The sequence below is a fragment of the Aquabacterium fontiphilum genome (assembly GCF_009909205.1).
In the GTDB taxonomy this organism is placed as follows: domain Bacteria; phylum Pseudomonadota; class Gammaproteobacteria; order Burkholderiales; family Burkholderiaceae_C; genus Aquabacterium; species Aquabacterium fontiphilum.
The window spans coordinates 209,516-235,071 of the sequence record NZ_JAAAPN010000002.1; the positions used below are offsets into that span (position 1 = coordinate 209,516).

Sequence of the window (25,556 nt, forward strand, 5' to 3'; positions counted from 1 at the left end):
TGTCAGGCATCACCGTTGAGCTTGCGGATCAGTCGCTGCATGTGCGCATCGATCTGGTTGCTCTGGTCGAAGATGGACATGGCCTGTTCGAGGTGACGCTGTACCGTGTCCGACAGCAGCTCCTCCTGTGTCTCCGACAGCCCCAGATGGATGTAGGCATGCTCGATTGCGGTCCGCATGCGCTGGAACACCTGTTCCAGGTGCATGCGGTTGGCGTGCTGTTGTGCGGCGATGTCCACCAGCGTTTCGCGGGTGAGGGCGACGAGACGACGCGCGTGCTCGGCATCGTGGTGTTGATTCTCAGCGTCCAGCGCGCGCATGCGTGCCACCAGCCCTTCGGCCAGCAGCGCGACGTTGTCCTTTGCGCGGGCGAGGCGCTCGATGGTGTCGGGGTCGAATTGCGCCGGAGACGGCGATTGCGGCAGCCCGCGCACCAGCATCACCACGCTGCCGTAATGAAAACTGGTGTTGTCATGGCCGACAGGCTGGATGCTGGGCCCCTTGTTTTGCTCGATGTGGTCCAGCAGCGAGTTCTCCAGGGCGCTGCATTCGGCGCGCGCCGTGCCCGACCAGACGCCAGCGCGGCCGACCAGCCGGATGCAGCCATCCAGACCCATCTGGGCCAGCGTGTCGAAGAACGCGTCGGCCAGCGCACGGTAGGTCCGGCATTCAGCCAGTCGGCGCTGGAAGCTGAGCACCACGCCCACTTCGCCGTACAGGTTGGCCGTGCTCAACACCGCGTTCATCGCCTCGTCGAGCTGGCCGCTCAGCGCGCGCTGGCGTTCGCGCTGTTCGACGGCGTGCGCGATCTTGGCGTGCAGCTCGGCCACCTCGAATGGCTTGGTGAGGTAGTCGCTGGCGCCGACGCGGTAGCCACGCAGCCGCTCGTCCAGATTCACGCGGGCTGAGAGGAACAGCACGGGTAGCTCGGCCGTCTCCGGCGCGGCCTTGAGGGCCTGGCACGCGGTGTAGCCGTCCATGTCCGGCATGTCCACATCCAGCAGGACCAGATCAAAGGCGCGGGATCGGGCGGCCTTCAGCGCCGCCTGGCCGCCGGTGACGGCCACAACCTCATGTTGTGCCGACAACGCGGCGTCGAGCATGGTCAGCGTGACGTCATCGTCATCCGCCACCAGCAGTTTTGCACGGTCCATTGTTCCCTCCCTGGATCGGCCAGCCGCGTCGTGGCGGTGGCGCTCGCGTCGGGGCCTGCTGCCCCTGGAGGGATATCGTGCAATGGCGCGCCGGACTTGAGCCGCAGCGCTCCCCGCGGTTCAGCGCAGCTGCAACTCGTCTGCGCCGTATGTCACACCCAGCGGCTCGATCACCACCTGCTTGGGGCCGTCTTCCACGCGGCCGGCCACCCAGGCGTCGATGCCCAGGGTCTTCGAGATGGCCACCACGCGCTCGGCCTGGTCGGCCGCCACATACAGGGCGAAGCCGGCGCCCATGTTGAGCGTGCCGTAGGCTTCGTGGTCGTCCAGGCCGCATTCCTGTTGCATGAAGGCCAGCACGGGCGTCTTGGGCGGCACGTGGGTGATGCGGTAAGTCAGCTGCTTGGGGTGGCGCAGCAGCTTGCGCCAGCCGTGGCCGGTGACGTTGGCACAGTAGTTGGGGATGATGCCTTCTTTGGCCAGGGCCTCGGTCACGGGCGAATACAGCACCGTGGGCGCCAGCAGGGCCTCGCCGTAAGTCTGGCCGTTGCCGATGTCGGTCAGGTAGCCCTGGGGCAGCCGCTCGGCCAGCTTGCGCGCCAGCGACAGGCCGTTGGCGTGGATGCCGCTGGAAGCCAGGAAGACGATGGCGTCGCCCGCGCCCAATTTGTCGCCCACAGACAGGCGAGTCTTGGGGCTGATGATGCCGGTGCACGAGGCGGCCAGGTCCACGCGGCCGTCAGCCACGATGCCCGCCAGCGCGGGGGTCTCGCCACCGCCCCAGGCCACGTTGCAGACCTCGCAGGCCTTCTTCCAGCCCGCCACCAGCGCGTTGGCGCGTACCTTGTCGCCGAACCAGTCGGAGCCGCCGGCCGCCCAGTAGGCCTGCACGACCAGGGGCGTCGCGCCCACTGTGATGAGGTCGTTGACGGCCATGGCGATCGTGTCCTGCGCGATGCTGTCGTAGTAGCTCCGGCCCGTCAGCGCGGCCATCTCGTCGGCCACCAGGGTCTTGGTACCCAGGCACTCGACGATGGAGGCCAGGTACATCGGGCCCACATCGACCACGTAGGCCGATTCGCCGCGCGAAGCCAGCACCTCGCTGAAGCCATGGCTGCCCAGGTGAGCGCCCGTTTGGGCGGCGGCGCGCTGGGCGGCCACCTTCAGCGGATCGATCAGGTCGTAGTTGACGCCGGCCTGGTCGTAGGTGAGCGGAGCCTGGTTCGAAGACGGGTTCTCGGGCGTGGCGGCGGTCATGGGCAGTCGGCGTCTGAAAGCGGAAAACCCGCAATTATCCCGTACCGTGGCGCGCCCGTGGCGACAATCGGACGTCTTCCTGGAGTGTCTGCATGACCGGATTCCTTGCTTCTCTGTCCGCGGCCTTGCCTGTTCCCGTTCAGACGGTGGGCCTGCTGGTGCTGTCCAATGTCTTCATGACCTTTGCCTGGTACGGCCACCTCAAAAACCTGGCGCACAAGCCGTGGGTGATCGCGGCGCTCATCAGCTGGGGCATCGCGCTGTTCGAATACCTGCTGCAAGTGCCGGCCAACCGCATCGGTGTGCAGCACTTCAGCGTGGCCCAACTCAAGATCATGCAGGAGGTGATCACGCTGAGCGTGTTCGTGCCGTTCGCCGTGTTCTACCTGGGCCAGCCGCTCAAGCTCGATTATCTGTGGGCGGGGCTGTGTCTGGTCGGGGCGGCTTACTTCATGTTCCGGGGGTGAGCCCTGGCGCGGCGCGCCTCACTGGCTCATCTTCAGCGCCTCTTCGACCTGGTACTCAAAGTAACGCTGTCCGGAAAACGCAATGGTGGACATCAGCACCGTGGCGCCGACCAGCAGGGCCACGATGACACCCAGCACGGCGCCCCAGCCGCTGGCCGGTTGGGCGTCGGGCGGCGCATCCGGGTTGTAGCGGGCGTGCCAGCGCTCGTCTGGCATGAGCCCGAAGACGATGGCCTGCAGCATGGTGGCCGCCACCGTGAAGCCCAGCAGGGGCATCAGCACCCAGGCGAGGCGGTCATCCTGACCCAGCTCGGCCACGCGGCGCAGCCCCCAGGCGCCCAGCAGCGTGGGCACGGGCAGCAGCCAGCCCAGCCAGTCGTTCAGGCCGTGAAGGTAGAAGCGGTGCAGGCCAAAAGGCCCGCCGACGACGGCGGCCCAGGTGGCCAGGGTCTTGGATTTCAGGCTCGGCATGGTGTCTGCGAGAAAGAACTACACAAGGACGTTGCGCGACCACTATAATGCGCGGTTTTCTGGCCCACGCTGGGTGCGAACCCGGCGCGTATCTAAGTGGGCCGACCGACGTGGTCTTGTCCTGGTTGGGGTGCAGTGTGCGCTCCCGGGGGCAGGGTGCCACATAGACCGTCGCCCCGGTGTGTCTCCCTCGGGTGTCGGTGGTTTGATTCAACTTGAAGGACACATCATGGTCGTGATTCGACTCGCACGTGGCGGCTCCAAGAAGCGCCCGTTCTACAACATCGTTGCTGCCGATTCCCGCTGCCGCCGTGACGGCCGCTTCCTGGAGCGCGTGGGCTTCTACAACCCCGTGGCTTCCGGCCAGGCTGAATCGCTGCGCGTCGCCACCGACCGCATCGACTACTGGGTGAAGAACGGCGCTCAGCTGTCCGAAACCGTGACCCGCCTGCTGCGCGAAGCCAAGGCCAAGGCCGCTGCGGCCTGAGCCAGCACGCCAGCCCCATTCCGGCCGCATGAACAACCGCACCGTCTCTGATCGCCCTGTGCTCGAAGACGGTGAGGTGTGGCCGGAAGACGCGGTCGAAGTCGGTCGCGTGCTGGATGCCTGGGGGGTGAAGGGCGGCTTCAAGGTGTTGCCGTTTTCTTCCGAGCCCCAGGCCTTGTTCTGCACCAAACGCTGGTTTCTGCGTCCCGCAGAGGCTCAGCCCGGCGCCGCATTGCCGCGCCCGACTGCAGCCGCAGCTGCATCGGTTGCCGCTGCGCCTGCGCGCTTGTCGCGCCCCCGTTTTCTGAAAGTCCGGCAGGCACGTGAGCAGGGCGATGCCATCGTCGTCACGGCCGAAGGCATCGATGACCGCAACACGGCCGAGTCGCTCAAGGGTGCCCGTGTCTTTGTGTCGCGCGCCGCCTTTCCGACGCCAGACGAAGACGAGTTCTACTGGGTCGACCTGATCGGCCTGGATGTGTTCAACCGCGACGGCGCCGCCCTGGGTCGCGTGGTTGATCTGCTGGACACCGGTCCTCACTGTGTGTTGCGCTGCGAGTTCGCCGATGCCGATGGCAAGCCGGCCGAGCGCCTGATCCCCTTCGTGTCGGCCTACATCGACAGCGTCAGTTTGGCCGACCGCCGTATCGTGGCCGACTGGGGTCTGGACTACTGACCCGAGGGCCGCCCATGGCCGTCCGTTTCGACGTCATCACCCTGTTTCCTGAGCTGTTCGGGCCGTTTCAGCATGTCGGCGTCACGCGCCGGGCGTTCGAGCAGCGCCTGGTCGATGTGCACCTGTGGCCGCTGCGCGAGCACGCCGAAGGCGCCTACCGGCGGGTGGATGATCGGCCGTTTGGCGGTGGCCCTGGCATGGTCATGCTGGTGGAGCCCCTGGCGCGCTGCCTGGCCGCCATCCGCGCCGAGCAGGCCGCCAGCGGTGCCCCGCGCCTGCCCGTGCTGTTGTTCAGCCCCGCTGGCCGCCCCCTGACCCAGTCGCGCGTGGCCGAACTGGCGCAATCGCCGGGCTGCGTGCTGCTGTGCGGGCGTTACGAGGGCATTGACCAGCGCTTCATCGACGCCCACGTGGACGAAGAGGTCAGCCTCGGCGATTACGTGCTCTCGGGGGGCGAGCTGCCCGCGCTCACACTGATGGACGCCGTGGCCCGGCTGCAGCCGGGTGTGCTGCACGACGCCGCCTCGCACGAGCAGGACAGCTTTTCCAACGGGCTGCTCGACTGCCCGCATTACAGCCGGCCCGAGGTGTTGCGCCTTGCGGCGCGCGATGCGGCCGCATCGGGTGACGCAGGAGAGACGGTCGAGATGCCGGTGCCGCCGGTGCTGCTGTCAGGTCACCACGCCGAGATCGCCCGCTGGCGGCGCGAGCAACAACTGGCGCTGACGGCACGCCGTCGCCCCGAGCTGATCGAGGCTGCGCGGGCGCGCGGTGAGCTCTCGCGCAAGGATGAAGACTTTCTCCGCGGATTGACGCTATAATCTGCGGTTTTCCGATCCTCTACCCGGCCAACCCGATTTCTTCAGGCGCGGGCACGATCATCTAGGAGCCTCTGATGTCCAACATCATCCAACAGCTCGAGCAGGAAGAAATTGCTCGTCTGAACAAGAACATCCCCGAGTTTGCCCCTGGCGACACCGTGATCGTCAGCGTCAACGTGGTGGAAGGTACCCGCAAGCGCGTCCAGGCCTACGAAGGCGTGGTCATCGCCCGGCGCAACCGCGGCCTGAACTCCAGCTTCATCGTTCGCAAGATTTCGAGCGGCGAAGGCGTCGAGCGGACGTTCCAGCTGTACAGCCCGCTGATCGCCGGCATCGAAGTCAAGCGCCGTGGCGACGTGCGCCGCGCCAAGCTGTACTACCTCCGTCAGCGTTCCGGCAAGTCCGCACGCATCAAGGAAAAGCTCGCCTGATCGGCGGGCGCGTGGCGGTGCACCACACGGTCCCGCCACGGTTGCTGCGCTCCTTGCGCTCTCAAGCCGCTCTCGCGTTGGCGACGGCGGCTTTTCTCATGGTCGCTTCATGTCGCTGATCATTGATCCCCGTCGCGCCGATCTGCTCGGGCTGGACGAGCACCTGCCGCCCGTCGACTCGACCCGCTGGTCGCGCGACGCGCTGCTGGACCGCTTCCGTCGTCCGCCGGTTTGGCGGCCGGAGGTCGAGGTCGAGCGCTGGGTGCCCGCAGCCGAGCCGGTGGCCGCGGCCGTGCTGGTGCCGCTGGTCATGCGCGACGAGGCGGCGGTGCTGCTGACCCAGCGCACCTCGCACCTGCGCAAGCACGCCGGACAGATCAGCTTCCCCGGTGGGCGCAGCGAGCCCGACGACCCCACCCCCGTGGCGACCGCCTTGCGCGAGGCCCATGAGGAGATCGGCTTGGCGCCGGAGCGCGTGCAGGTGCTGGGCAGCTTGCCCACCTACACCACGGCCACCGGCTTCATCGTCACGCCGGTGGTGGGCCTGATCGAGCCGGCGCCCCATGAGCATCCGCTGCTGGCGCTGCAGCCCGATCCGGGTGAGGTCGAGGAGGCCTTCGAGGTGCCGCTGCACTTTCTGATGAACCCGCGTCACCACCAGCGCCGCGCGTTCGACTTCGCGGGCAACCAGCTGTCGTTCTTCTCCATGCCCTGGCAGTCAGCGGCTGACAAGGAGTACTTCATCTGGGGCGCGACTGCGGCGATGTTGCGTAATCTGTACCGATTCCTGTCTGCCTGATGCGGGTGCCCATTTCCGGCCATCGGCCGGCGCCCGTGGCAGCTATGATCCCGGCATGAGTTTCTTCGCGGTGCTGTTTGCGCTTCTGGCCGAGCAGCTCAAACCCCTGTCCAACCTCAATCCCATCCACCACGGGCTGGTGGGCTGGGTGCGCTGGGCCGGTCGCAATTTCGACGCAGGCGACGAGGTCCATGCCAAGGTCGTCTGGGGTGTGACCGTGGTGGCGCCGGCCGTGCTGGTGGCGCTGGTCTATGTGCTGATCGACCGCTACAGCACGGTGCTGGCCCTGCTGTTCGACGTGGCCATTCTGTATTTCACGTTGGGCTTTCGGCAGTTCAGCCACCACTTCACCGCCATCCGCGACGCGCTGGAGCAGGGCCGTGAAGACCGTGCGCGCGAGTTGCTGGCCCACTGGCAGAACCTGGACGCCAGCGAACTGCCCCGCACCGAGATCCTGCGCCACGTGCTCGAGTATTCGTTGCTGGCGGCGCACCGCCATGTGTTCGGCGTGTTCTTCTGGTTCGTGGCGCTGTCGACCGTGGGCCTGGGCCCGGCCGGCGCGGTGCTCTATCGCATGGCCGAGTTCGCCAGCCGCTATTGGTCGTACAAGAGCCAGGTCACCGGCACGCCCACGCACGACCGGCTCATGGGTCTGTCGCAAACGCTGTTTTCCTGGCTGGACCACGTCCCGGCCCGCCTGACGGCCTTCGGTTTTGCCGTGGTCGGCAACTTCGAGGACGCGGTGGATGCCTGGCGGCGCCACGCCGTGCTGTGGGTGCGGGCCAACGAGGGCACCATCCTGTCGGCGGCCTCCGGCGCGTTGGGCGTGCGCCTGGGTGGGCAGGTGGCACCCAGCGTGGCCGAGCAGGCACGCGATGTCAGTCGCACCATGACCCAGGGCGACACGCCCGACGTCATCCAGGCGCAAGGCAGCACCTTCGGAGCCGACCCCCAGCCGGCGCACTTGCGCAGCGTGGTGGGCCTGATCTGGCGTTCCGTCGTGCTGTGGATGCTGTTGCTGGCCTTGCTGTCGCTGGCCAACCTCATCGGTTGACGCAGCTGGCCTCGTCTCGCCGCCGGGCCCGCCGTCAACAGGCAGGCAGTGCGCGGGCCCGCGTGAGCCAGTCGCGCAGCGCCCCGACCATGTCGGCCTGGCTGAATGAGCAGCTTTCTTCGGTGAACAGCGCGGCGCTTTCCAACTGGCTCAGCACGCGCTCGAGCACTTCCAGATAGCGCGCCGGCAGTGCCGGTTGATGCGCGTGCGCGGCGTCGCGCCACTGGCGGGTCAACTCGCTGACAGGCAGGCTGCCGGCGGCAAAGGCATCGAGGGTGGGGGCCAGGGCGGCAAGGCGATCGGTCATGGCGTGACGGGGCGGGGGTCACCAGCGGGGCTGGCTGAGTTCATCGAACAAGGCGGTATACAGGCCCAGCCGCGTCGGGCTGATGTCGCCACGCGCCGCGGCGGCCTGTACGGCGCAGCCCGGTTCCTGGCGGTGTGTGCAGTTGTGGAAACGGCAGTCGGCCACGTGGGGCGCCAGATCGGGCATCAGGCGGGCCAGGTCCATGGGCGCGATGTGGTGCAGACCGAACTCTTGAAAGCCCGGCGAGTCGATCACGGCAGTGGTATGGGCCGCATCCAGCCAGTACCACAGCGAGCTGGTCGTGGTGTGGCGGCCGGAGTTCAAGGCCTGCGAGATCTCGCCCACGGCCGCGGCGGCGTCAGGCAGCAGCGTGTTGATCAGCGTGCTCTTGCCGGCGCCCGAGGGGCCGAGCACCAGCGTGGCGCGGTCTGCCAGCAGCGGCATGACCTGGCTGCGCGCGGCCTCAGCCTCCTGCTTGAGCGAGAGTTCGACCACGCGGTAGCCCATGGCGGTGTAGGGCGTCAGGCGCGCCCGGGCCTGCGGCGCGCCGGGCAGGTCAATCTTGTTGAGCACGATGGTCACCGGGATGTCGGCGGCCTTGGCCGCAATCAGCGCGCGCGTGAGCTGCACCTCGCTGAACACGGGCTCCACGGCGATCCACATCAGCAACTGGTCAAGGTTGGCGGCAAACGATTTGCTGCGCCATTCGTCCTGCCGATACAGCAGGTTGCGCCGGTCGTTGACCGCCACGATGACGCCCTCGTCACCGCCTTCGAGCGTGGGCTGCCAGATGACCCGGTCGCCCACCACAGCTTCGGATTTCTTGCCCCGTGGGTGACAGATCAGGCGCTGCCCGTCAGCTTGCTCGACGATGACGTGGCGCCCATGGGTGGCCACCACCAGGCCCGTCTGACCACTGGCCGGTGCGGCGCGTTCGCGGCCCTTGCGCCCCTGCGCGCCGTGCTGGCTGCGCTTCATGCAGCCAGGGCGTCCACGTGGGCGGCGCAGATGAAATCGTTGATCGACAGGCCACCGACCGAGTGGGTGGACCAGCTCAGTGTGCAGCGGTTGTAGCTCACCTGCATGTCGGGGTGGTGATCCTGTTCGTGGGCAATGGCGGCCACGGCGTTGACGAAGGCCATGGTGGCGTGGAAGTCGGCAAAGGTGAACGTGCGGGTGAGCACGGCGGTGCGGCCATGCCCTTCGAGCGACCAGCCCGCCAACTGGGGCAACAGCGCGGCCTGGGCATCGGGCGCCAGTGCGGGGCCGCTCTGGTGGCTGCAGCGTTGTTGCGCCAGCGGAAGGGGGGCGATAGGGGGCGTCATGGTGCTCACGTCGGTGCGGCCTGGGCCTTCATTGCGGCCAGGCGCTCGATGGCCGGAGGATGGGAGTAGTAGAAACGCACGTACAGCGGATCGGGCGTCAAGGTGGACGAGTTGTCCTTGTACAGCTTGATCAGCGCCATGGCCAGGTCGTGGCCGCTGGCCTGCTGGCAGGCATAGGTGTCGGCTTCGTACTCGTCGCGGCGCGACAGCGCCGAGAACACGGGCGCCACGAAGAACATCACCGGTGGCAGCGCCAGCATGAACAGCAGCAGGGCGAGCGCATCGTTGGGTGCCTGCAGATTGGGCATGACGCCCAGCCCCTGGTAGAAGCCGACCTGGTTGGACAACCAGCCCAGCAGCGCAAAGCCCGCCAGGCTGATGCCAAACATCATGACCATGCGCTTGAGCACGTGGCGGTGCTTGAAATGGCCCAGTTCGTGGGCCAGCACGGCCTCGACCTCGCCATGCGAGAGCTTGGCCAGCAGCGTGTCGAAGAACACCACTCGTTTGGCGCGACCCAGGCCGGTGAAATAGGCGTTGGCGTGGGCCGAGCGCCGGCTGCCGTCCATCACGAACAAGCCCTTGGACTGAAAGCCGCAGCGTTGCATCAGCGCCTGCACGCGCTCGGCGAGGTAAGTGTCCTTCAGCGGCTCGAACTTGTTGAACAGCGGCGCGATGAACAGCGGGAAGATCACCATCAGCAGCAGGCTGAAGGCCACCCAGGCCGCCCACGCCCACAGCCACCACAGGTCGCCCGCCGCCCCCATCAGCCACAGGATGAGCGCCGCAATCGGCCCCCCCAGCAGCACGCCGACCAGCACGCCCTTGAACTGGTCGCCCAGCCACGTGCCCCACGACATGCGGTTGAAGCCGTGGCGCTGCTCGATGCGGAAGGTGTTCCAGGCATCGAGCGGCAATTCGATGAGCCCACCGATCAGCAGGAAGGCCCCCACCAGCACCAGCTGATAGGCCAGACCGCCCCATTCGGGATACACCGCCTCGCGCACGACGCCGTTAAGCCAGCCCAGACCGCCCAGCAAGGTCCAGCCGAGCAAGACGGCGGTGGACACGGCGGTGTTGACCAGGCCGAAGCGCAGCTTGTCGAGCGTGTAGTTGGCGGCGCGCTGGTGGCTGCTCAGCGACACGTCCTGCGCGAAGGCTGGCGGTACGGCGTCGCGGTGCCGCGCGACGTGACGGGTCTGGCGGCCATCCAGCCACAACCGCGTCAACAGGGAGGCGACCACGAAGAAGGCAAAAATCAGGGTGACGGTGCTGGCATCCATGGAGCGAGAGTGTACGTTTGCCGCACAATCCGTTCATGACCGAAGCCTTTACCTCCGATTCGACGCCCGACGGGGCACCGGCCACCCTGGCCAAGAGCGACCAGAACCTGATCTGGATCGACCTCGAAATGACCGGCCTGAAGCCGGAGAGCGACCGCATCATCGAGATTGCCGTGGTGGTGACCAGCCCCGATCTGGCGGTGCGCATCGAAGGGCCGGTGTTCGCGGTGCACCAGACGGATGCTGTCCTTAACGGCATGGACGCCTGGAACAAAGGCACCCACGGCCGCAGCGGCCTGATTGACCGCGTCAAGGCGTCTACCGTCAACGAAGAGCAGGCGGCCAAGGCCGTGATCGATTTCCTCAAGCAGTACGTGCCGGCCAACAAGTCGCCGATGTGCGGCAACTCGATCTGCCAGGACCGGCGCTTTCTGGCCAACTACATGCCCACGCTGGAAGCCTTCTTCCACTACCGCAACCTCGATGTCAGCACGCTCAAGGAACTGGCCAAGCGCTGGAAACCGGGTCTGGCCGAGGGTTTCAAGAAGGCGCAGAAGCACACCGCGCTGGCCGACATCCACGAGTCCATCGACGAGCTGGCGTACTACCGCGAGCACTTTCTGGTGAAGTAAGGGCCGTGACCGTGATCGTCCGCTTCGATGCCCCGACCGGCGCCGGGACCATCGATCATCCTCGCCCGGATCGGCTGGAGCAAGGCAACCCGCGCCGCGAGACCTGGGCGCTGTATGAATCGGCCGACGGGGTGATGAGCAGTGGCATCTGGGCCTGCGAGGTCGGGCGCTGGCGCATCGTGTTTCCGCCCGGCAAGCACGAGTATTTTTTCGTGCTCGAAGGTCTGGTGCGCCTGCACGACCAAGACGGCGGCTACACCGAGGTGGCTGCGGGCCAGGGCGCCGTGATCCCGGGCGGCTTTGAGGGTGCGTTCGAGGTGGTGGCGCCCGTGCGCAAGCATTTCGTGGTGGTCACCCACCCGGGCTGATCGCGCCGTGCGCGGCCATCACGGCCTGCCCGATCACGTCCTGCGCCAGGGCCAGGCCGCGACCGCCCCGGCCAGCAGCTCGCCCAGGGTCGCGCCTGACGCGTTCACACCCAGCACGGCGGCGGCCTGCTGGACGGCGGCCACAGGGTCGCGCAGATCGAGCGCCTGCGCGCCGTTCTGCTTCGAGAGTTTTTCGCCGTTGTCACCGCACACCAGCGGGGTGTGCAGGTAGGCCGGCGTGGGCGCCCCCAGGCAGCGCTGCAGCCAGATCTGGCGGGGCGTGTTGTCGGCCAGGTCTTCGCCCCGCACGACATGGGTGATGCCCTGTTCGGCGTCGTCGACCACCACGGCCAGCTGGTAGGCCCACAGCCCGTCGGCCCGGCGGATCACGAAGTCGCCCACCGCGTCGTGCAGCACCTGGTGCTGCGCGCCCAGGCGCCGGTCTGTCCAGGCGATGTGGCCGTGCGGGTCGTCGGCATCCGGCACGCGCAGGCGCCAGGCGCGGGCTGGCCGACCCTGCAGCCCGCCTTGCTCGGGTCGGCAGGTGCCGGGATAGGTCAGTTCGCCGTGACGCGGCTTGAGTCGCCCCAGCGCCGCATTGGCGCGGGCGATGTCGGCCCGGGTGCAGGCGCAGCCATAGGCCAGGCCGGCGTCGACGAGGCGGTTCAGCGCCGCCTCGTAGGCCGCACCGCGCCGGCTTTGCCACATCACGTCGCCATCCGGGTGCAGGCCGCAGCGCGCGAGCTGATCGAGGATCAGCGCATCCGCCCCCGGCACACACCGGGGCGTGTCCACGTCTTCAATGCGCACGCGCCACTGGCCGCCGTGCGCGCGCGCATCCAGCCAGCTGGCGAGCGCCGCCACCAGCGAGCCGGCATGCAACGGGCCGGTTGGCGAGGGAGCAAAACGCCCCACGTAGGACACGCTCACAGCACCAGCCCCTCGTGCAAATCCAGCAAGGCGCGTCGCGTGGTGGCGCTGCCGAGCTGGTGCAGCCACCAGCTCAGGGCCATGCCGGGCGGCAGGTCGCCCTGGCGCCAGGCGTAGTGCGGCCGGGCGATGCGGGGCGGACAGTCCACCTGCTTGCACACCAGCCGGCCTGCGGCCACGTGGGGCCGCACGATGGGCTCGGGCAGAAAGCCGCAGCCGATGCCGCGCAACTGGGCTTCGAGCTTGGCGGCCATCGAGGGCACAGTGAGCACGTCCTGGCCCGGCAGGATGCCCACCGTGGTCGGCTCCAGCCCGCGCGCCGTGTCGGCCACGGCCACCACCCGATGTCGGGCCAGCTCGGTGGTGGACACGGGTTCAGGCGCCTGGACGAGTGGGTGGTGAGGGGCCACGGTCAGCACGAAGTGGATGTCGCCGATGGCTTCGGCGCGGATGCCGGGGATGGCGGCCCGGTCGGCCGCCACACCGATGGCCAGGTCGGCTTCGCCCGAGACCAGCGCTTCCCAGGTTCCGGTGAGCACCTCGCTGCGCATGCGCAGCCGGGTGGGCGGCGACAAGGTGTAGAAGGCCTCTATCAGATCGAAGACGGCGTGTGGCGCGATGGCCTTGTCGACCGCAATCGTGAGCTCGGCCTCCCAGCCGGAGGCCACGCGCTTGACCCGGTTGGCCACGGCGTCCATCTGTTGCAGCAGCAGTCGGCCTTCGCGCAGCAGCTCATCGCCGGCGGCGGTGAGTCGGGCCTGCCGGCTGCTGCGGTCGAACAGCAGCACATCCAGCGCGTCTTCCAGCTGGCGCACGCTGTAGGTCAACGCCGACGGCACCTTGCCCAGCTCGCGGGCCGCTGCAGCAAAGCTGCCCGTGCGGGCAATCGTCACCATCATCTGGAGCGCTTCGGGGGTGAGCACGTGGCGGCGGTCTTGCGGCATACGGGCATTCAATTGTTTTGAACGGTGCCGACAGTGTGCCTCAGCCCGAGCCGGGGCGGTGGTCCGTACAGTGAATCCATGGCCGCACCGCTGCCACCTCACACGAAAGGAGCCCACCATGATGACCCTGCGCCGCGCCGAAGACCGAGGCCATGCCGACCACGGTTGGCTGCAAAGCCATCACAGCTTCTCGTTTGCCGAGTATCAGGATCCGGCCCATGTCCAGTTCGGGCCGCTGCGGGTGATCAACGACGATGTGATCGCGCCCGGCGCAGGCTTTGGCATGCACGGCCACCGCGACATGGAGATCGTGACCTACGTGCTGCAAGGCGCCATCGCGCACAAGGACAGCCTGGGCAATGGCGAGACCGTGCGCCCTGGTGAGGTGCAGCGCATGAGCGCCGGCAAGGGCATCCTGCACAGCGAGTTCAACCCCTCGCTGCGCGAGCCCACACGGCTGCTGCAGATCTGGATCCACCCGACGGAAACCGGGCTGCGCCCTGGCTACGAGCAGAAGGCCTTTGCCGAGGCCGACAAGCGCGGGCGCCTGCGTGTGGTGGCCTCACCCGACGGCCGAGACGGCTCGGTGCGCTTTCATGCCGATGCGGTGATGTACGCCGGGCTGTTCGATGGCGAAGAGGCCGCCGAGCTGACGCTGGACCCGGCGCGCAAGATCTATGTGCACGTGGCACAGGGCGAGCTGGTCGTCAACGGCGAGCGCCTGCGCGATGGCGATGCCCTCAAGCTGGAGGGCGAATCGCGCCTGACGCTGGGCGCCGGTCAGCAGGCCGAGGTGCTGGTCTTCGACCTGGCCGCCTGAAGCGGCAGCACGGTCTGAACACGCGAGGCCCCGGCCATGTCAGTTCTGCTGCGCTTCCAGGCTGTAGGCCGCGTGGTCGTCCTGCCCGAGCTGCTCGACCAGCCAGGGCAGGGCTTCCTCCAGGCGCTCGTACAGCGTCCACGGCGGGTTGATCACGAACATGCCGCTGCCGTACAGACCTCGGCCATCCGCCTCGGCCCGCTTGACGCGCAGCGTGGCGTGCAGCCAGTCGACCTTGGGCAACTGGCCCGCCAGCGCCTTGAGCTGGCTGGGCAGCTGCTGCGATTCGCGGCGCGCCACCTGGGGATACCAGATGGCGTAAGTGCCGCTCGGAAAGCGGGGCACCATGTCGCGAAGCGTCTGCACCACGCGGCGGTAGTCTTCCTTCATCTCGTACGGCGGGTCGATGTGGATCAGGCCGCGGCGCGGAGGCGGCGGCAGGCAGCTCTTCAGCCCCGTGAAGCCGTCTTCGGCATGGATGGTGATGCCGCGTTTGACGTCGCCGAAATGCTTGGCCAGCAGGCTCAGCTCGGTTGGATGCAGTTCAAACAGCCGCAGGTGGTCGCCCTCGCGCAGCATCTGGGCCGCCAGTTGGGGCGAGCCGGGATACCAGCGCAGTTGCCCCCCGTCATTGATCAGGGCGACCTGATCCAGCAGCGCCCGCACGGCGCCAGGCATCGCCGGATCCTGACGCAGCGCCCACAACTGCGTGATGCCGCTGTCGGCCTCGCCGCTGGTGGTGGCGTGGCGCCCGCCCAGGTCGTACAGGCCGCTGCCCGCATGGGTGTCGACCACCCAGAAGGGCTTGTCCTTGTGCAGCAGGTGCTTGAGCGTCTGCACCAGCACGATGTGCTTGAGGGCATCGGCATGGTTGCCCGCGTGGAAGCTGTGTCGGTAACTGAACATGGGCCAAGGGTAGCCGGTTTACGGGCGGCGTCCCTGCCTGTCGTGTGACTTTTTTCTTTCCCGGACACTGGCGCGAGCCTGCGTCCCGCCTTCCTCCCCCCTCCTTGTCTGAAAGGACTGCACCATGAGCAAGAAGATCGTGATCGTGTACTTCAGCGGCTACGGCCACACCCGCCGCATGGCCGAAGCCGTTGCCCAGGGCGCGGGCGGCACCCTGCTGGCCGTCGATGCCGAGGGCAACCTGCCCGAAGGTGGCTGGGACACCCTGGCCGCGGCCGACGCCATCGTGTTTGGCTCGCCCACCTACATGGGCAGCGTGCCCTGGCAGTTCAAGAAGTTCATCGACGCGAGTTCCAAGCCCTGGTACAGCCAGGCGTGGAAGGACAAGCTGGCCGCCGGCTTCACCAACTCGGCCTCGATGAATGGTGACAAGCTGTCGACACTGCATTACCTGTTCACGCTGGCCATGCAGCACAGCATGATCTGGGTGGGCACCGGCCTGATGCCCAGCAACAGCAAGGCGGCCACGCGCAACGACGTCAACTACGTGGCGTCGTTCAGCGGCGCCATGGCGTCGACGCCCTCGGACGCGAGCGTCGACGAGATGCTGCCAGGTGACCTGGAAACCGCGCGCCTGTTCGGCCAGCGCGTGGCCCAGGTGGCAGCCCGCTTTCAGGCCTGAACCATGGCCCAGCACGACACTCCTGTGAAGCTGCTGGCCATCGCTGGCAGCGCCCGCGCCGGTTCGCTCAACCGTCAGCTGGCCGAGGTGGCCGCGCACAAGGCCCGCGCGTTGGGCGCCGCCGTCACGCTCGTGGACTTGCGCGCCCTTGACTTGCCGCTGTACGACGAGGACTGGGCACAGCAGCACGGCAAGCCCGAGGGCGCTCGGCGCCTGCGGGCGCTGTTTGCCGAGCACGACGGCCTGCTGCTGGCCAGCCCGGAGTACAACGCCCTGCCCACGCCGCTGTTGATCAATGCGTTCGACTGGCTGTCGGTCGTGCCGGCCGAATCGGGGGAGGGCGGGTTACCGGGTGGCACGGCTGTCACCGCCGGCAAGCCGGTCGGCCTGATGGCCGCGTCGCCTGGGGCGCTCGGGGGCATCCGGGCTTTGCCCATCGTGCGCACCTATCTGAGCACCAACTTTGCGATGGTGGTGGTGCCCGAGCAGCTGGGCCTGCCTCTGGCTGATCAGCATCTTGGCGAGCCGCACGCGCTGAAAGACAGCAAGCTCGACGGCATGCTGGATCGCGTGGTGGCGGCTGTGGTCCGCCAGGCGCGCTGGCGGCTGCAGGCGGCCTGAACGTCGCCTGGCTTCTCGTCCGCGTCAGCGGCCGCTGCCGAGAAACTCGCGCAGCGGCAGCAGCGTGGCCCGCGGGTCTTCCTCTTGGGGGATGTGGCCCAGCCCGGGCAGCATCACCAGCTTGCACTGTGCGATGTCACGGCAGAACAGGGTGCCCTGGTCGGGCGAGATCATCTCGTCCCGGGTGCCCCACAGCACGAGCGTGGGCTGCTGAATGCGGCGAATCAGCGCCGCATTGCTGCCAAACTCGGCCTGGTCCATGCGCTGGAACAGCGCGCGCCGGTTGCCCACGCGCAGCGCCAGCTCGAAATAGCGGTCGATCTTTTCGGGTGTGGCGCGGGCCGGGTCACCGAACACGCTACGCACGCTGGAGGCCACCAGCGACTTGGGCAGGATGCGCTCGGACACCCAGCGCAGCCACCGCGAACTCGCCACCTGGAACGCGATCGGCATGGACAACACCGAAGGTTGATAGCCGTCCGAGGCGATCAGCACCAGGCGCTCGACCCGGTCGGGCGCAAGCACGGCCGTCTGCCAGGCCACCTCACCGCCCAGGGCATTACCCACCAGCACCACGCGCTTGAGGCCCAGCGTGTCGAGCAGGCGCAGCAGAAAGCGGGTGTAGGCGTCGATGCGGTAATCGCCCTGGGGGCTGGGCCCGGTCAGGCCGAACCCGGGCAGATCGACGCTGATGACGCGGCGGTCTTGTTGCAGCGACTGTTGCCAGCCTTCATAGGTGTGCAGGCTGGACGACATGCCGTGCAACAGCACCAGCGGGGTGGGGTCGTCACGCGGGCCGGTGTCGCGGATGTGGACCTGCATGCCGTCGAGCTCCAGAAAGCTCGACGGATCGGCACCCCAGCGCGCCACGAGCGGGCCGATCTGACGGTCGGGCTCCCAGGTGGTGAACACGACGGCGGCCAGGCCGAGCGCAAACAGCACGGCCGTCCACCACAGGCGCTTGAACCACTTCATCGTTGCAGGGCGGGGCAGGTCATGCGGTCGAGCGGGCAGGCTGACGCGGTTTGTTCATCTTGCGCAGCTGGCGCATGATCAGCACCTGGTAGCTGGCGCCCAGCAGGCGCACGACCTTGTCGAGGAACTTTGCGTCCGGGCCGACCAGCACGCGGCGGGCGTTCTTCTCGACCGCCGTGAGGATCTGCAGCGCAGCCGAGTCGGCCGTCGTGGTGCTGATCATCTTGTTGGCGCGGCGTTTTTGCTGCTCCTCGGTCACGCCGGTGAGTTTTTCCATCACCGGGTCGACCTTGCCGGCCATCGCGATGTTGGTCGCGATGCCACCCGGGTGCACGCAGGTGGCGCTCACGCAGGCGCCTTCCATCTCCAGCTCCATGCGCAGCGCCTCGGTGTAGCCGCGCACGGCGAACTTGGTGGCGTTGTAGCAACCCTGGGTGGGCACCGACATCAGACCGAACAGGCTGGAGGTGTTGATGATGTGGCCTTCGCCCGAGGCCTTCAGATGCGGCAGGAAGGCCTGGGTGCCGTAGACCACGCCCCAGAAGTTGATGCCCACGATCCATTCGAAATCGCTGAGCTTGACGTGCTCCAGCGGGGCGGTCAGGGCCACGCCGGCATTGTTGAAGATCAGGTTGACCTTGCCATGGTCGCGCACGACCTGATCGGCCCAGGCGTAGACCGCCTCCTTGTTGGCCACGTCCAGCCGCGTGACCGTGACCTTCACGCCGTGGCGGCCAGCGAGTTCCGCCGTCTTGACCAACTCGGTTTCATTGACGTCGCTCAGCGCGAGATGGCAACCGCGGCGGGCCAGTTCGACGGCCAGGGTGCGGCCCATGCCCGATGCGGCGCCGGTGATGGCCGCGACCTTGTTCTTGAAGTCTTTCATGGTGGTGTCAGCGGGTGATCAGCGGGTGCATTGGGCGATGAAGTCGCCGCATTCCTTGAGGGTCTGGCGCGCTTCGGGCAGCACCAGCATCGTCGGCCACACGTGCGGCATCTTGGGCTTGAGGTGCAGCGTGCTGCGGACACCTTGGGCCTTGGCGCGTTCGTGCAGGCGCGTCGAGTCGGACAGCAGGATCTCGTGCTCGCTGGCGTAGATCAGCAGGGGCGGCAGGCCGGTCAGGTCGGCAAACAGCGGCGAGGCCAGCGGCGTGTCAGTGGGCTTGCCCGCCAGGTACAGCGCAGCGGCTTCTGGCAGCGATTCAGGGTTGAACATCACATCGGCGTCGGCCAGCGAGCGCATGGTCTCGCCCGAGCAGCTGAGGTCCGTCCAGGGTGAGAACAGCACGGCGCCCGCAGGCAGCGGCAGGCCCTCGGCCTTGGCCGCCAGCAAGCAGGCCAGTGCCAGCCCGCCGCCAGCCGAGTCGCCACCGAACACCACGTTCTTCGGGTCCACGCCCTGGGCCAGCAGCGCCTTCCACCAGGCCAGTGCGTCGTCCACTGCGGCGGGGAAGACGTGCTCCGGCGCCAGCCGGTAATCCACCGACAACACCTTGGCCTCGGCTGTGCGGGCCAGGTAGGCGCAGGTCGGGCGGTGGGTTTCGAGGCCACAGAAGAAGTAGCCGCCACCGTGGAAGTAGACCACCGTGCGCTTCGGGTTGGCCACGCTCAGCCATTCGGCCGGGCACAGGCCCTGGTCGGGCTGGGCCGGCACGGGCGTGTGGCGGATCTCCTTGGGCGGCGGCGGGTAGCGCCGGGCCATCTGGTTGATCTTGCTGCGCGCCTTCTTGACGTTGAGCGGGCCCCGCCCCGCGCGCTTGAACTGCCAGCGCAGGACGAGGTTGGTGAGGACAGCCTGGATGCTCATGCGCGTTCGGTGCGGTAAGGTTGAAGCCGGAAGCGGCGGGTCTTGAGACGGTACGCAAATGTAAAGCCTGGCCAGGCCGCCGTGTTGCGACCGCGTTCGTTGAGGTACCAGCTCTTGCAGCCAGAGTTCCACACCGTGCCGGTCAGCGCCTGCTGCACGTGGCTCACGAACTTCGCCTGGGCCTCGGGTTTCACCTCGATCGTGCGCAGGCGGCGCTCTTTCATGACCTTCAGCGCCTCGATGATGTAGTGGGCCTGCGACTCGATCATGTAGACCATCGAGTTGTGGCCCAGGCCTGTGTTGGGCCCCATGAGGACGAAGAAATTCGGAAAGCCCGCCACGGTGATGCCGAGAAAGGCTTCGGGGCCCTCACGCCACAGGTCGACCAGGTCCACGCCGCCCCTGCCGAAGATGGCACCTTTGGGTATCGGGTCCTGCACCTTGAATCCGGTGCCGTAGATGATCACGTCTGCCGGGTGCTCGCGGCCGTCCTGCGTCACCACGCCGCGGGCCGTCACCTCGCGGATGCCCTCGGTGATCACGCTCACGTTGGTGCGTGCCAGGGCAGGGTAGTAGTCGTTCGAGATCAGCAGGCGCTTGCAGCCCGGCGTGTAGCTGGGCGTGAGTTTGGCCTGCAGGGCCGGGTCCTTGATGTGCTTGCGGATGCGGTGTTTGCCGACCTTGGCGACCAGGCCCATCCACTCCGGCTTGTACTTGAAGGCCAGAAAGCGGGCCTCCAGCATCCAGTAGAGCTTGTTGCGCGCGATGCGCTGGCGCCATGGGTTGGCCTGGAAGTCGGCGCGCTCGCGCGGGGTGACCGGACGGTCCATCTTGGGCACGACCCATGGCGGCGTGCGCTGGAAGTAGCTCAGGTGCGCCACCTTGGGGGCGATCTGCGGCACGAACTGGATGGCGCTGGCGCCGCTGCCGATCACGGCCACGCGCTTGTCGTTCAGGTCCACATCGTGGCGCCAGGTGGCCGAGTGGAACTGCGGCCCTTCGAAGCGGTCGAGCCCAGGGATGTCGGGGTAGGCCGGGTTGCTCAGGCCGCCCATGCCGGACACCAGCACCTCGCCTTCGAAGACACGGCCGTCTTCTGCCCTCACGACCCACAGGCGCCGGGCTTCATCCCAGCGCGCACCGATGAGGTTGGCGTGAAAGCGGATGTGGCGCATCAGGTCGTACTTGCGCGCCACGTGCCGCAGATACGCAAAGATCTCGGGCTGTGGCGCATACAGGCGCGACCAGTTCGGGTTGGGCTCGAACGAGAAGGAGTAAAGATGCGACTCCACATCGCAGGCGCAGCCCGGATAGGTGTTGTCGCGCCAGGTGCCGCCGACTTCGCCGGCGCGCTCGAGCAGGACGAAATCGTCTTCGCCCATCTCACGCAGCTTGACGCCCATGCACAGGCCGGAGAAGCCGGTGCCCACCACGATGATGCGGTGGCGCGACGCTGGTTGGGTGGTGGGAGAAGGCGGCGTGGCTGTGGGGGCCTCAGGATGGGGGGCTGTCTGCCTCATGTCGTACAAGCAGTCCTTGATATTTGACAAAGTTTCTTGTCACAATATCTTTGACAATGCTTCGTGTCAACATAGGGCCATCTATGGATGCATCAATTCCCGACACCCCCGCCCCCAGCCGCCGCCGCTATGGCGGGGTGCTGCCCGAAGAGCGCCAGCGCCTGCGCCGCGCCAAGCTCATCGAGGGCGCACTGGAGGTGTTCGGAACGCGGGGATTCCATGCGGCCACTGTGCGCGAGATCTGCGTGGCCGCCCACCTGACCGAACGCTACTTCTACGAGTCGTTCAAGACGCTGCCACAGCTGTTCCTGGCCACCTATGCCGAGTTGCGTCACCAGCTGATGGCGCGCACGCTGGCGGCCTTGTCCAAGGCCGAGCCCACGCCGATCGGCATGCTGGAGCCCGCCATTCGCGTGTTCCTGGAGTTCATCGAAGACGATCCTCGCCGGGGGCGCATCATGCTGGTCGACTCGTTTGCGGTCGATGACCAGGTGGCCGCGCTCAGTGACGCCACCGCGCGCGACTACTCGGCCATGCTGCGTCAGCATCTGGACAAGCTGGTGCCCGATGTGAAGCTGACCGGGCCCATCAGCCTGGACTTGCTGGCCGACGGCATGATCGGCTTGAACGTGCTGCTGGCCGCCCGGTGGATGCAGGGCGGATTTGCCGAGCCCATCGACCAGGTGGTGCAGACCAATCTGCTGCCTTACCGGGGCCTGCTGTCGCTGGTGACGACACCGGCCCCGTGATGGGGCCAGCGGGGCGGATCGCAGCGCGTCGGGCCGTCAGACCTGGGCGGTGGCCTGTGACGTGGCCGTGTCCTTCATGCCATAGGCCGTGACCAGGCGCTGACGTTGCGCCGGCAGAAAGTTGATGCGCGCCGCATCGCCCCCGGTGGCCTTGACCACCCTGGGGTCCATCACCTTGAACCACAGCGGTGGCACATAGGCGATCAGGAACATGCCCGTGTAGCCCAGTGGCAGAAAGGTCGGGATGTCGTGGAAGCTGCGCAGCGACTGGTAGCTGCGGGCCGGGTTGGCATGGTGGTCCGAATGGCGCTGCAGCTGGAAGGTCAGGATGTTCGACAGCACATGGTTGCTGTTCCACGAGTGGTGGGGCTGGCAGTGCTCATAACGGCCATCGGGCTTCTTCTGGCGCAGCAGGCCGTAGTGCTCGATGTAGTTGGCCGAGGTCAGCATGAAGGCGCCCAGGAAGGCCAGCACCATCAGCAGCATCAGCGCCTGCGTGCCCAGCCAGGCCGTCATGGCGCCCCACACGATGGCGGTGCCGATCCAGCCCTGGATGATCTCGTTGTCCAGGCTCCAGGCCGACTTGCCCTGACGCGCCAGACGCTCGACCTCCAGATCCCAGCCTCGGAAATAGGCGCCGGGCATCTCCCGGAACATGAAGCGGTAGATGGTCTCACCCATCTTGGACGAGGCCGGATCTTCCGGCGTGGCCACGTGGCGATGGTGGCCACGGTTGTGCTCAATGCAGAAGTGCGTGTAGGCGCCGAGTGAGAGGTTGAACAGCGCGGCCTTGCGCGGCAGCCACTCTTTCTTGTGGCCGAGTTCATGGCTCATGTTCATCACCAGGCCCAGCATGAAACCGTTGATGACCAGAGTGGTGACCATGCCATACCAGGGCACGGCGTGGGTGGACAGAAACCACACGTTGAACAGCGTGGTGGCCCAGCCCACGGGGATGGCCAGATAGATCATCCAGCGGTAGAAGCTGCGCGACTCCAGGTCGGGCACAGCGGCTTCAGGCGGGTTGCTGGTGTCGTCGCCGATCAGCCAGTCCAGCAGGGGCACCAGCACGAACATCACCAGAAAGGGCAGCACATACCAGGCCGCGTGTTCATGGCCCAGCCAGGCGGCCATGGGGCCGGCCGCGACGATGGCGGGGATCAGGGTGGGCAGGATCCAAAGGGGCTTCTTTCGGTCCTGGTAAGGGACAGCCATCGGATCGGGCAGCACAGCGCTCATGTTTGGGTCTCCTCGGTGGGTGGGATGCCCCGATCTTGCGAAACCACACCCGAATGGGATACCGTCGCTGCTGGCAACTTATCGTCATTTGGTGACACGCTCTGGTGACACGCCCCGCCCCCTCTGCACCGACTTCCGCCCAGGCCGCCGACTGGCTGGCGCCCGCGCTGCACCCCATTTATGCCCGGCTGATCTGTGCCGAGATGCGCCGCCGTGGCTTTGATGAGGCACAGATCCTGGCTGGCACGCGCCTGAACTGGGCGGCGTTGCATGAAGGCCAGCGCCATCTCAGTCTCGATGAGGTCAGCCGACTCATTCGTCGCGCCATTCACCTGACGCAGGCGCCCTGGCTTGGCATCACCGTGGGATGGGGCACGCAGCTGTCTGCCCACGGGCCGGTGGGTGTGGCCGCCATGTCCTGTGACAACGTGGGCCAGGCCCTGGCGCTCATCCAGCGTCATGTGGGGCTGAGGCAGTCGCTGATCGCCCTGACGGTGCAGCCAGATGGGCAGGATGTCGCCCTGGTGGCGCAGGAGCGTCTGCAGGCCCCCGACGTGCGCGAATACATCCTGGGCCACTTGATGGGCGCCGGCCTGCGTCTGCTGGACACGCTGACAGGCCTGGACATGACCCGCCTGGCGCGGGTGGAGTTTGCCTTTCCCGAGCCACCGTGGGGTGAGGCCTACCGGCAGTGGGGGCCCGACGTGCGCTTTGGTGCAGAACACACCGCCTTGATCCTGCCCCTGCGTCTGCTGGCGCATCCCGGCCTGGCCCCCGATCCGCAATCGCACCGCATGGCCCTGCGCGAGTGCGAGCGCCTGTGGGCACAGCAAAACGACCCACGCGACAGGCTCGGGCCGGTCGGCGACCGCATTCTCAAGGCCCTGCTGCGCTGCGAAGGACGCTACCCGCGGCTGGACGAACTCGCTGAACGGGAGCATGTGTCACCCCGAACGCTGATCCGCAAGCTGCGCGAGGAGGGGCTGACCTACCAGCAATTGCTCGACCGTGTCCGTGAAGACCTGGCCTGCTGGTGGCTGCTGCACTCGGACAGCAGCGTGGATGCGATTGCAGACCGGCTGGGCTACCAGGACACGTCGAACTTCAGCCGCACCTTTCGGCGCTGGGTGGGCATGACGCCCAGCGACTTCCGGCGCTCGGCCCGCGCTCAGCCCACCTTCACACCTTGAATACGGCCACCGACTGAACCAGCTCGGCCGCCTGCTGGCGCAGGCTTTCGGCGGCCGCGGCAGACTCCTCGACCAAGGCGGCGTTCTGCTGGGTGGACTGGTCCATCTGTTCGATGGCCGTGCCCACCTGCGACACGCCTTCGCTCTGTTCGCGGCTGGCAGCACTGATGTCTGTGACGATGAGGCTGACGCGCTCGATGGCCTGCACGATGTCCTGCATGGTGCTGCCGGCTTGCTCGACCAGGCTGGCGCCCTGGGCGACCTGCTCGGTGCTGGCCGAGATGAGCGTCTTGATCTCGCGCGCCGCCTCGGCGCTGCGTTGGGCCAGCAGGCGGACCTCACCGGCCACGACCGCAAAGCCTCGGCCTTGTTCGCCGGCGCGGGCGGCCTCGACGGCGGCGTTGAGCGCGAGGATGTTGGTCTGAAAGGCGATGCCGTCGATCACGCCGATGATGTCGGCAATCTTGCGCGACGCCTGCGAGATGCCCTGCATGGTGTCAACCACCTGGGATACCACCGCGCCGCCTTGCTGGGCGACCTGGCTGGCCGACTGGGCCAGCGTGCTGGCTTCCTGCGCGTGGTCGGCGTTGTGGCGCACCGCGGTGCCCACCTCGTTCATGGTGCTGGCGGTCTGCTGCAGCGCGCTGGCCTGGTGCTCGGTGCGGGCCGACAGATCCTGGTTGCCCAATGCGATCTGGGTGCTGGCGGAGGCCACGCCTTCGGCGCTCAGCCGCACATTGCGCACCACGCTGGACAACGACTGCTGCATGCCGGCCAGATCGGCCAACAGCGGCCGGAACTCGTCATGGCTGGTGTGGTCGGTCGGGCCGGACAGGTCACCCTCGCGCACCCGTTGCGCGACCGCGCAGGCGTACGCCACCCGGCGCTTGAGCATGCGTCCGACCAGCCAGGCCGATGCGATCTGCCCCACCACGATCGCGGCGAAGGCGACCAGCAGCACCGCCAGCGTCGCCTCGACATCCGCGCGCACTTCCGAGATGTCCTCGGTGATGCGCTCTTTCTGATAGTCGACGTTGTGCTTGAGTTGAGCCAGCAGGGCGTTGCGAGCCGGGATGGTGTGATCCACCAGATAGGCAAAGGCCTCTTCTTTCTGGCCGGACTCGATCAAGGCAATGTTGGCCTCGCCGGCTTGCCAGAACGCCGCCATCAGCGGTGGGATGCCTGAGAAGTTGTCCTTGCCCGTTCGCGTGAAAAGACGCTGTTCGTATGAGCGCAGCAGTGCATCGATCTGGACTCGTTTGGACTGGATATCGGCAAAGGCAGCGGCGCGCTCCTGCGGCGTGCGGGAGAGTATGGCGTGGCGCAACTGCAGCGAAACGCGGGTGACGTTGAGCTCGAGGGCTGCCATGTCGCTGAGTTGCGGCATGCGCACCTCGGCGGTCCGCTCGGTTACGGCGATGGCGTCCTTGAGTTCGCGGTGTGAAAACAGGGCCACCAGGACCAGCGCGGCGGCCAGCAGCAGCGCGAGGCCAAGCAAGCGACCCGAGATGCCGAGATGAGAAAGGCGGGGCATGGTTGCTCCTGACAAAAGCCATACCGTGATATCGGCCTTTCCCTGTTGGAATTTAGGACACCCCTCTCAGGGGAGGTCACCAGTGTGCGAAAACCGATGACAGTGCA

30 protein-coding genes are annotated in these 25,556 nt (G+C 67.2%); 14 read left to right on the forward strand and 16 right to left on the reverse strand.

The annotated features are described in order from the left end of the window. Positions 1-2: 2 nt before the first annotated feature. Positions 3-1,154, reverse strand: coding sequence for a response regulator (locus tag GTZ97_RS03010; RefSeq protein WP_161649033.1), 1,152 nt, complete (start codon positions 1,152-1,154; stop codon positions 3-5). A gap of 120 nt (positions 1,155-1,274) precedes the next feature. Next, positions 1,275-2,411 carry an AIR synthase-related protein gene (locus GTZ97_RS03015; RefSeq protein ID WP_161649034.1) on the reverse strand — a complete coding sequence of 379 codons (1,137 nt, stop codon included), beginning with the start codon at positions 2,409-2,411 and terminating at the stop codon, positions 1,275-1,277. Between the two features lie 92 nt (positions 2,412-2,503). Here GTZ97_RS03015 and GTZ97_RS03020 point away from each other — a divergent pair, with 92 nt between their 5' ends. Then, positions 2,504-2,878 (forward strand): DMT family protein, encoded by a 375-nt coding sequence (locus GTZ97_RS03020; RefSeq protein ID WP_161649035.1) that lies wholly within the window; start codon positions 2,504-2,506, stop codon positions 2,876-2,878. 18 nt (positions 2,879-2,896) lie between these two features. Here the strand turns inward: GTZ97_RS03020 and GTZ97_RS03025 are convergent, their stop codons facing one another. Further along, positions 2,897-3,340 carry a hypothetical protein gene (locus GTZ97_RS03025; protein ID WP_161649179.1) on the reverse strand — a complete coding sequence of 148 codons (444 nt, stop codon included), beginning with the start codon at positions 3,338-3,340 and terminating at the stop codon, positions 2,897-2,899. Between the two features lie 238 nt (positions 3,341-3,578). On the opposite strand from GTZ97_RS03025, the gene rpsP reads away from it, so the two are divergent. The 6 genes from rpsP (at position 3,579) to GTZ97_RS03055 (ending at position 7,617) form a co-directional block, all read left to right on the forward strand. Further along, a complete protein-coding gene (gene rpsP / locus GTZ97_RS03030; RefSeq protein ID WP_161649036.1) occupies positions 3,579-3,836 on the forward strand; it encodes a 30S ribosomal protein S16 in 258 nt (85 codons plus the stop codon). Positions 3,837-3,864: 28 nt separating this feature from the next. After that, positions 3,865-4,512 carry a ribosome maturation factor RimM gene (gene rimM / locus GTZ97_RS03035; RefSeq protein WP_161649037.1) on the forward strand — a complete coding sequence of 216 codons (648 nt, stop codon included), beginning with the start codon at positions 3,865-3,867 and terminating at the stop codon, positions 4,510-4,512. Between the two features lie 14 nt (positions 4,513-4,526). Beyond that, positions 4,527-5,333: a tRNA (guanosine(37)-N1)-methyltransferase TrmD gene (gene trmD / locus GTZ97_RS03040; RefSeq protein WP_161649038.1), complete on the forward strand. Its 807-nt coding sequence runs from the start codon at positions 4,527-4,529 to the stop codon at positions 5,331-5,333. 74 nt (positions 5,334-5,407) lie between these two features. Beyond that, positions 5,408-5,764 carry a 50S ribosomal protein L19 gene (gene rplS, locus GTZ97_RS03045; protein WP_161649039.1) on the forward strand — a complete coding sequence of 119 codons (357 nt, stop codon included), beginning with the start codon at positions 5,408-5,410 and terminating at the stop codon, positions 5,762-5,764. Between the two features lie 109 nt (positions 5,765-5,873). Next, entirely contained in the window at positions 5,874-6,563 is a 690-nt protein-coding gene (locus tag GTZ97_RS03050) for a CoA pyrophosphatase (protein WP_161649040.1), read from the forward strand. 55 nt (positions 6,564-6,618) lie between these two features. Beyond that, entirely contained in the window at positions 6,619-7,617 is a 999-nt protein-coding gene (locus GTZ97_RS03055; RefSeq protein ID WP_161649041.1) for a CobD/CbiB family protein, read from the forward strand. 34 nt (positions 7,618-7,651) lie between these two features. Here the strand turns inward: GTZ97_RS03055 and GTZ97_RS03060 are convergent, their stop codons facing one another. The 4 genes from GTZ97_RS03060 to GTZ97_RS03075 are packed head-to-tail and all read right to left on the reverse strand — an operon-like array spanning position 7,652 to position 10,532. Beyond that, positions 7,652-7,924, reverse strand: a complete 273-nt coding sequence (locus GTZ97_RS03060; protein WP_201748141.1) for a hypothetical protein — start codon at positions 7,922-7,924, stop codon at positions 7,652-7,654. Between the two features lie 18 nt (positions 7,925-7,942). Beyond that, positions 7,943-8,902 (reverse strand): ribosome small subunit-dependent GTPase A, encoded by a 960-nt coding sequence (gene rsgA / locus GTZ97_RS03065; RefSeq protein WP_161649042.1) that lies wholly within the window; start codon positions 8,900-8,902, stop codon positions 7,943-7,945. Further along, complete coding sequence (locus tag GTZ97_RS03070; RefSeq protein ID WP_161649043.1) at positions 8,899-9,249, reverse strand: 4a-hydroxytetrahydrobiopterin dehydratase; 351 nt, start codon at positions 9,247-9,249, stop codon at positions 8,899-8,901. Before GTZ97_RS03070 ends, rsgA begins: the two co-directional genes overlap by 4 nt. Before the next feature lie 5 nt (positions 9,250-9,254). Beyond that, complete coding sequence (locus GTZ97_RS03075) at positions 9,255-10,532, reverse strand: M48 family metallopeptidase (protein WP_161649044.1); 1,278 nt, start codon at positions 10,530-10,532, stop codon at positions 9,255-9,257. Positions 10,533-10,567: 35 nt separating this feature from the next. Between GTZ97_RS03075 and orn the strand changes: the two genes are divergently transcribed. Next, the gene (gene orn / locus GTZ97_RS03080; protein ID WP_161649045.1) at positions 10,568-11,164 is read left to right on the forward strand and encodes an oligoribonuclease; all 597 of its coding nucleotides are present in this window, start codon (positions 10,568-10,570) and stop codon (positions 11,162-11,164) included. 5 nt (positions 11,165-11,169) lie between these two features. Then, positions 11,170-11,532 carry a cupin domain-containing protein gene (locus GTZ97_RS03085; RefSeq protein WP_330863534.1) on the forward strand — a complete coding sequence of 121 codons (363 nt, stop codon included), beginning with the start codon at positions 11,170-11,172 and terminating at the stop codon, positions 11,530-11,532. A gap of 33 nt (positions 11,533-11,565) precedes the next feature. On the opposite strand, the gene gluQRS is transcribed toward GTZ97_RS03085, so the two are convergent. Both gluQRS and GTZ97_RS03095 read right to left on the reverse strand, forming a co-directional pair. After that, on the reverse strand, positions 11,566-12,462 hold the full coding sequence (gluQRS, locus tag GTZ97_RS03090; RefSeq protein ID WP_330863535.1) for a tRNA glutamyl-Q(34) synthetase GluQRS: 897 nt from the start codon (positions 12,460-12,462) through the stop codon (positions 11,566-11,568). Further along, positions 12,459-13,406: a LysR family transcriptional regulator gene (locus tag GTZ97_RS03095; protein WP_161649046.1), complete on the reverse strand. Its 948-nt coding sequence runs from the start codon at positions 13,404-13,406 to the stop codon at positions 12,459-12,461. The genes gluQRS and GTZ97_RS03095 overlap by 4 nt, the downstream gene beginning before the upstream one ends. Before the next feature lie 118 nt (positions 13,407-13,524). Between GTZ97_RS03095 and GTZ97_RS03100 the strand changes: the two genes are divergently transcribed. Further along, the gene (locus GTZ97_RS03100) at positions 13,525-14,226 is read left to right on the forward strand and encodes a pirin family protein (protein WP_161649047.1); all 702 of its coding nucleotides are present in this window, start codon (positions 13,525-13,527) and stop codon (positions 14,224-14,226) included. Positions 14,227-14,265: 39 nt separating this feature from the next. Here GTZ97_RS03100 and GTZ97_RS03105 read toward each other — a convergent pair whose 3' ends face one another. Then, the gene (locus GTZ97_RS03105; protein ID WP_161649048.1) at positions 14,266-15,132 is read right to left on the reverse strand and encodes a 23S rRNA (adenine(2030)-N(6))-methyltransferase RlmJ; all 867 of its coding nucleotides are present in this window, start codon (positions 15,130-15,132) and stop codon (positions 14,266-14,268) included. 124 nt (positions 15,133-15,256) lie between these two features. Here GTZ97_RS03105 and GTZ97_RS03110 point away from each other — a divergent pair, with 124 nt between their 5' ends. Further along, the gene (locus GTZ97_RS03110) at positions 15,257-15,814 is read left to right on the forward strand and encodes a flavodoxin family protein (RefSeq protein ID WP_161649049.1); all 558 of its coding nucleotides are present in this window, start codon (positions 15,257-15,259) and stop codon (positions 15,812-15,814) included. Between the two features lie 3 nt (positions 15,815-15,817). Beyond that, positions 15,818-16,435, forward strand: coding sequence for an NADPH-dependent FMN reductase (locus GTZ97_RS03115; RefSeq protein ID WP_161649050.1), 618 nt, complete (start codon positions 15,818-15,820; stop codon positions 16,433-16,435). A gap of 24 nt (positions 16,436-16,459) precedes the next feature. Here the strand turns inward: GTZ97_RS03115 and GTZ97_RS03120 are convergent, their stop codons facing one another. From GTZ97_RS03120 to GTZ97_RS03135, 4 genes are read right to left on the reverse strand one after another with little or no spacing between them, the layout of a single operon-like run. Continuing rightward, positions 16,460-17,410, reverse strand: a complete 951-nt coding sequence (locus tag GTZ97_RS03120; protein ID WP_161649051.1) for an alpha/beta fold hydrolase — start codon at positions 17,408-17,410, stop codon at positions 16,460-16,462. Between the two features lie 19 nt (positions 17,411-17,429). Continuing rightward, on the reverse strand, positions 17,430-18,296 hold the full coding sequence (locus GTZ97_RS03125) for an SDR family NAD(P)-dependent oxidoreductase (RefSeq protein WP_161649052.1): 867 nt from the start codon (positions 18,294-18,296) through the stop codon (positions 17,430-17,432). Between the two features lie 18 nt (positions 18,297-18,314). Further along, on the reverse strand, positions 18,315-19,217 hold the full coding sequence (locus GTZ97_RS03130) for an alpha/beta hydrolase (RefSeq protein WP_161649053.1): 903 nt from the start codon (positions 19,215-19,217) through the stop codon (positions 18,315-18,317). Beyond that, positions 19,214-20,737 (reverse strand): flavin-containing monooxygenase, encoded by a 1,524-nt coding sequence (locus GTZ97_RS03135; RefSeq protein ID WP_161649054.1) that lies wholly within the window; start codon positions 20,735-20,737, stop codon positions 19,214-19,216. Before GTZ97_RS03135 ends, GTZ97_RS03130 begins: the two co-directional genes overlap by 4 nt. 83 nt (positions 20,738-20,820) lie before the next feature. Here GTZ97_RS03135 and GTZ97_RS03140 point away from each other — a divergent pair, with 83 nt between their 5' ends. Continuing rightward, the gene (locus GTZ97_RS03140) at positions 20,821-21,486 is read left to right on the forward strand and encodes a TetR/AcrR family transcriptional regulator (RefSeq protein ID WP_161649055.1); all 666 of its coding nucleotides are present in this window, start codon (positions 20,821-20,823) and stop codon (positions 21,484-21,486) included. Positions 21,487-21,522: 36 nt separating this feature from the next. Here GTZ97_RS03140 and GTZ97_RS03145 read toward each other — a convergent pair whose 3' ends face one another. Next, positions 21,523-22,725, reverse strand: coding sequence for an alkane 1-monooxygenase (locus GTZ97_RS03145; protein WP_161649056.1), 1,203 nt, complete (start codon positions 22,723-22,725; stop codon positions 21,523-21,525). Positions 22,726-22,829: 104 nt separating this feature from the next. On the opposite strand from GTZ97_RS03145, the gene GTZ97_RS03150 reads away from it, so the two are divergent. After that, the gene (locus tag GTZ97_RS03150) at positions 22,830-23,915 is read left to right on the forward strand and encodes an AraC family transcriptional regulator (protein WP_161649057.1); all 1,086 of its coding nucleotides are present in this window, start codon (positions 22,830-22,832) and stop codon (positions 23,913-23,915) included. Here GTZ97_RS03150 and GTZ97_RS16950 read toward each other — a convergent pair. Next, positions 23,905-25,449, reverse strand: a complete 1,545-nt coding sequence (locus tag GTZ97_RS16950; RefSeq protein WP_161649058.1) for a methyl-accepting chemotaxis protein — start codon at positions 25,447-25,449, stop codon at positions 23,905-23,907. The two genes, GTZ97_RS03150 and GTZ97_RS16950, sit on opposite strands and share 11 nt — an antisense overlap. Between the last annotated feature and the right edge of the window lie 107 nt (positions 25,450-25,556).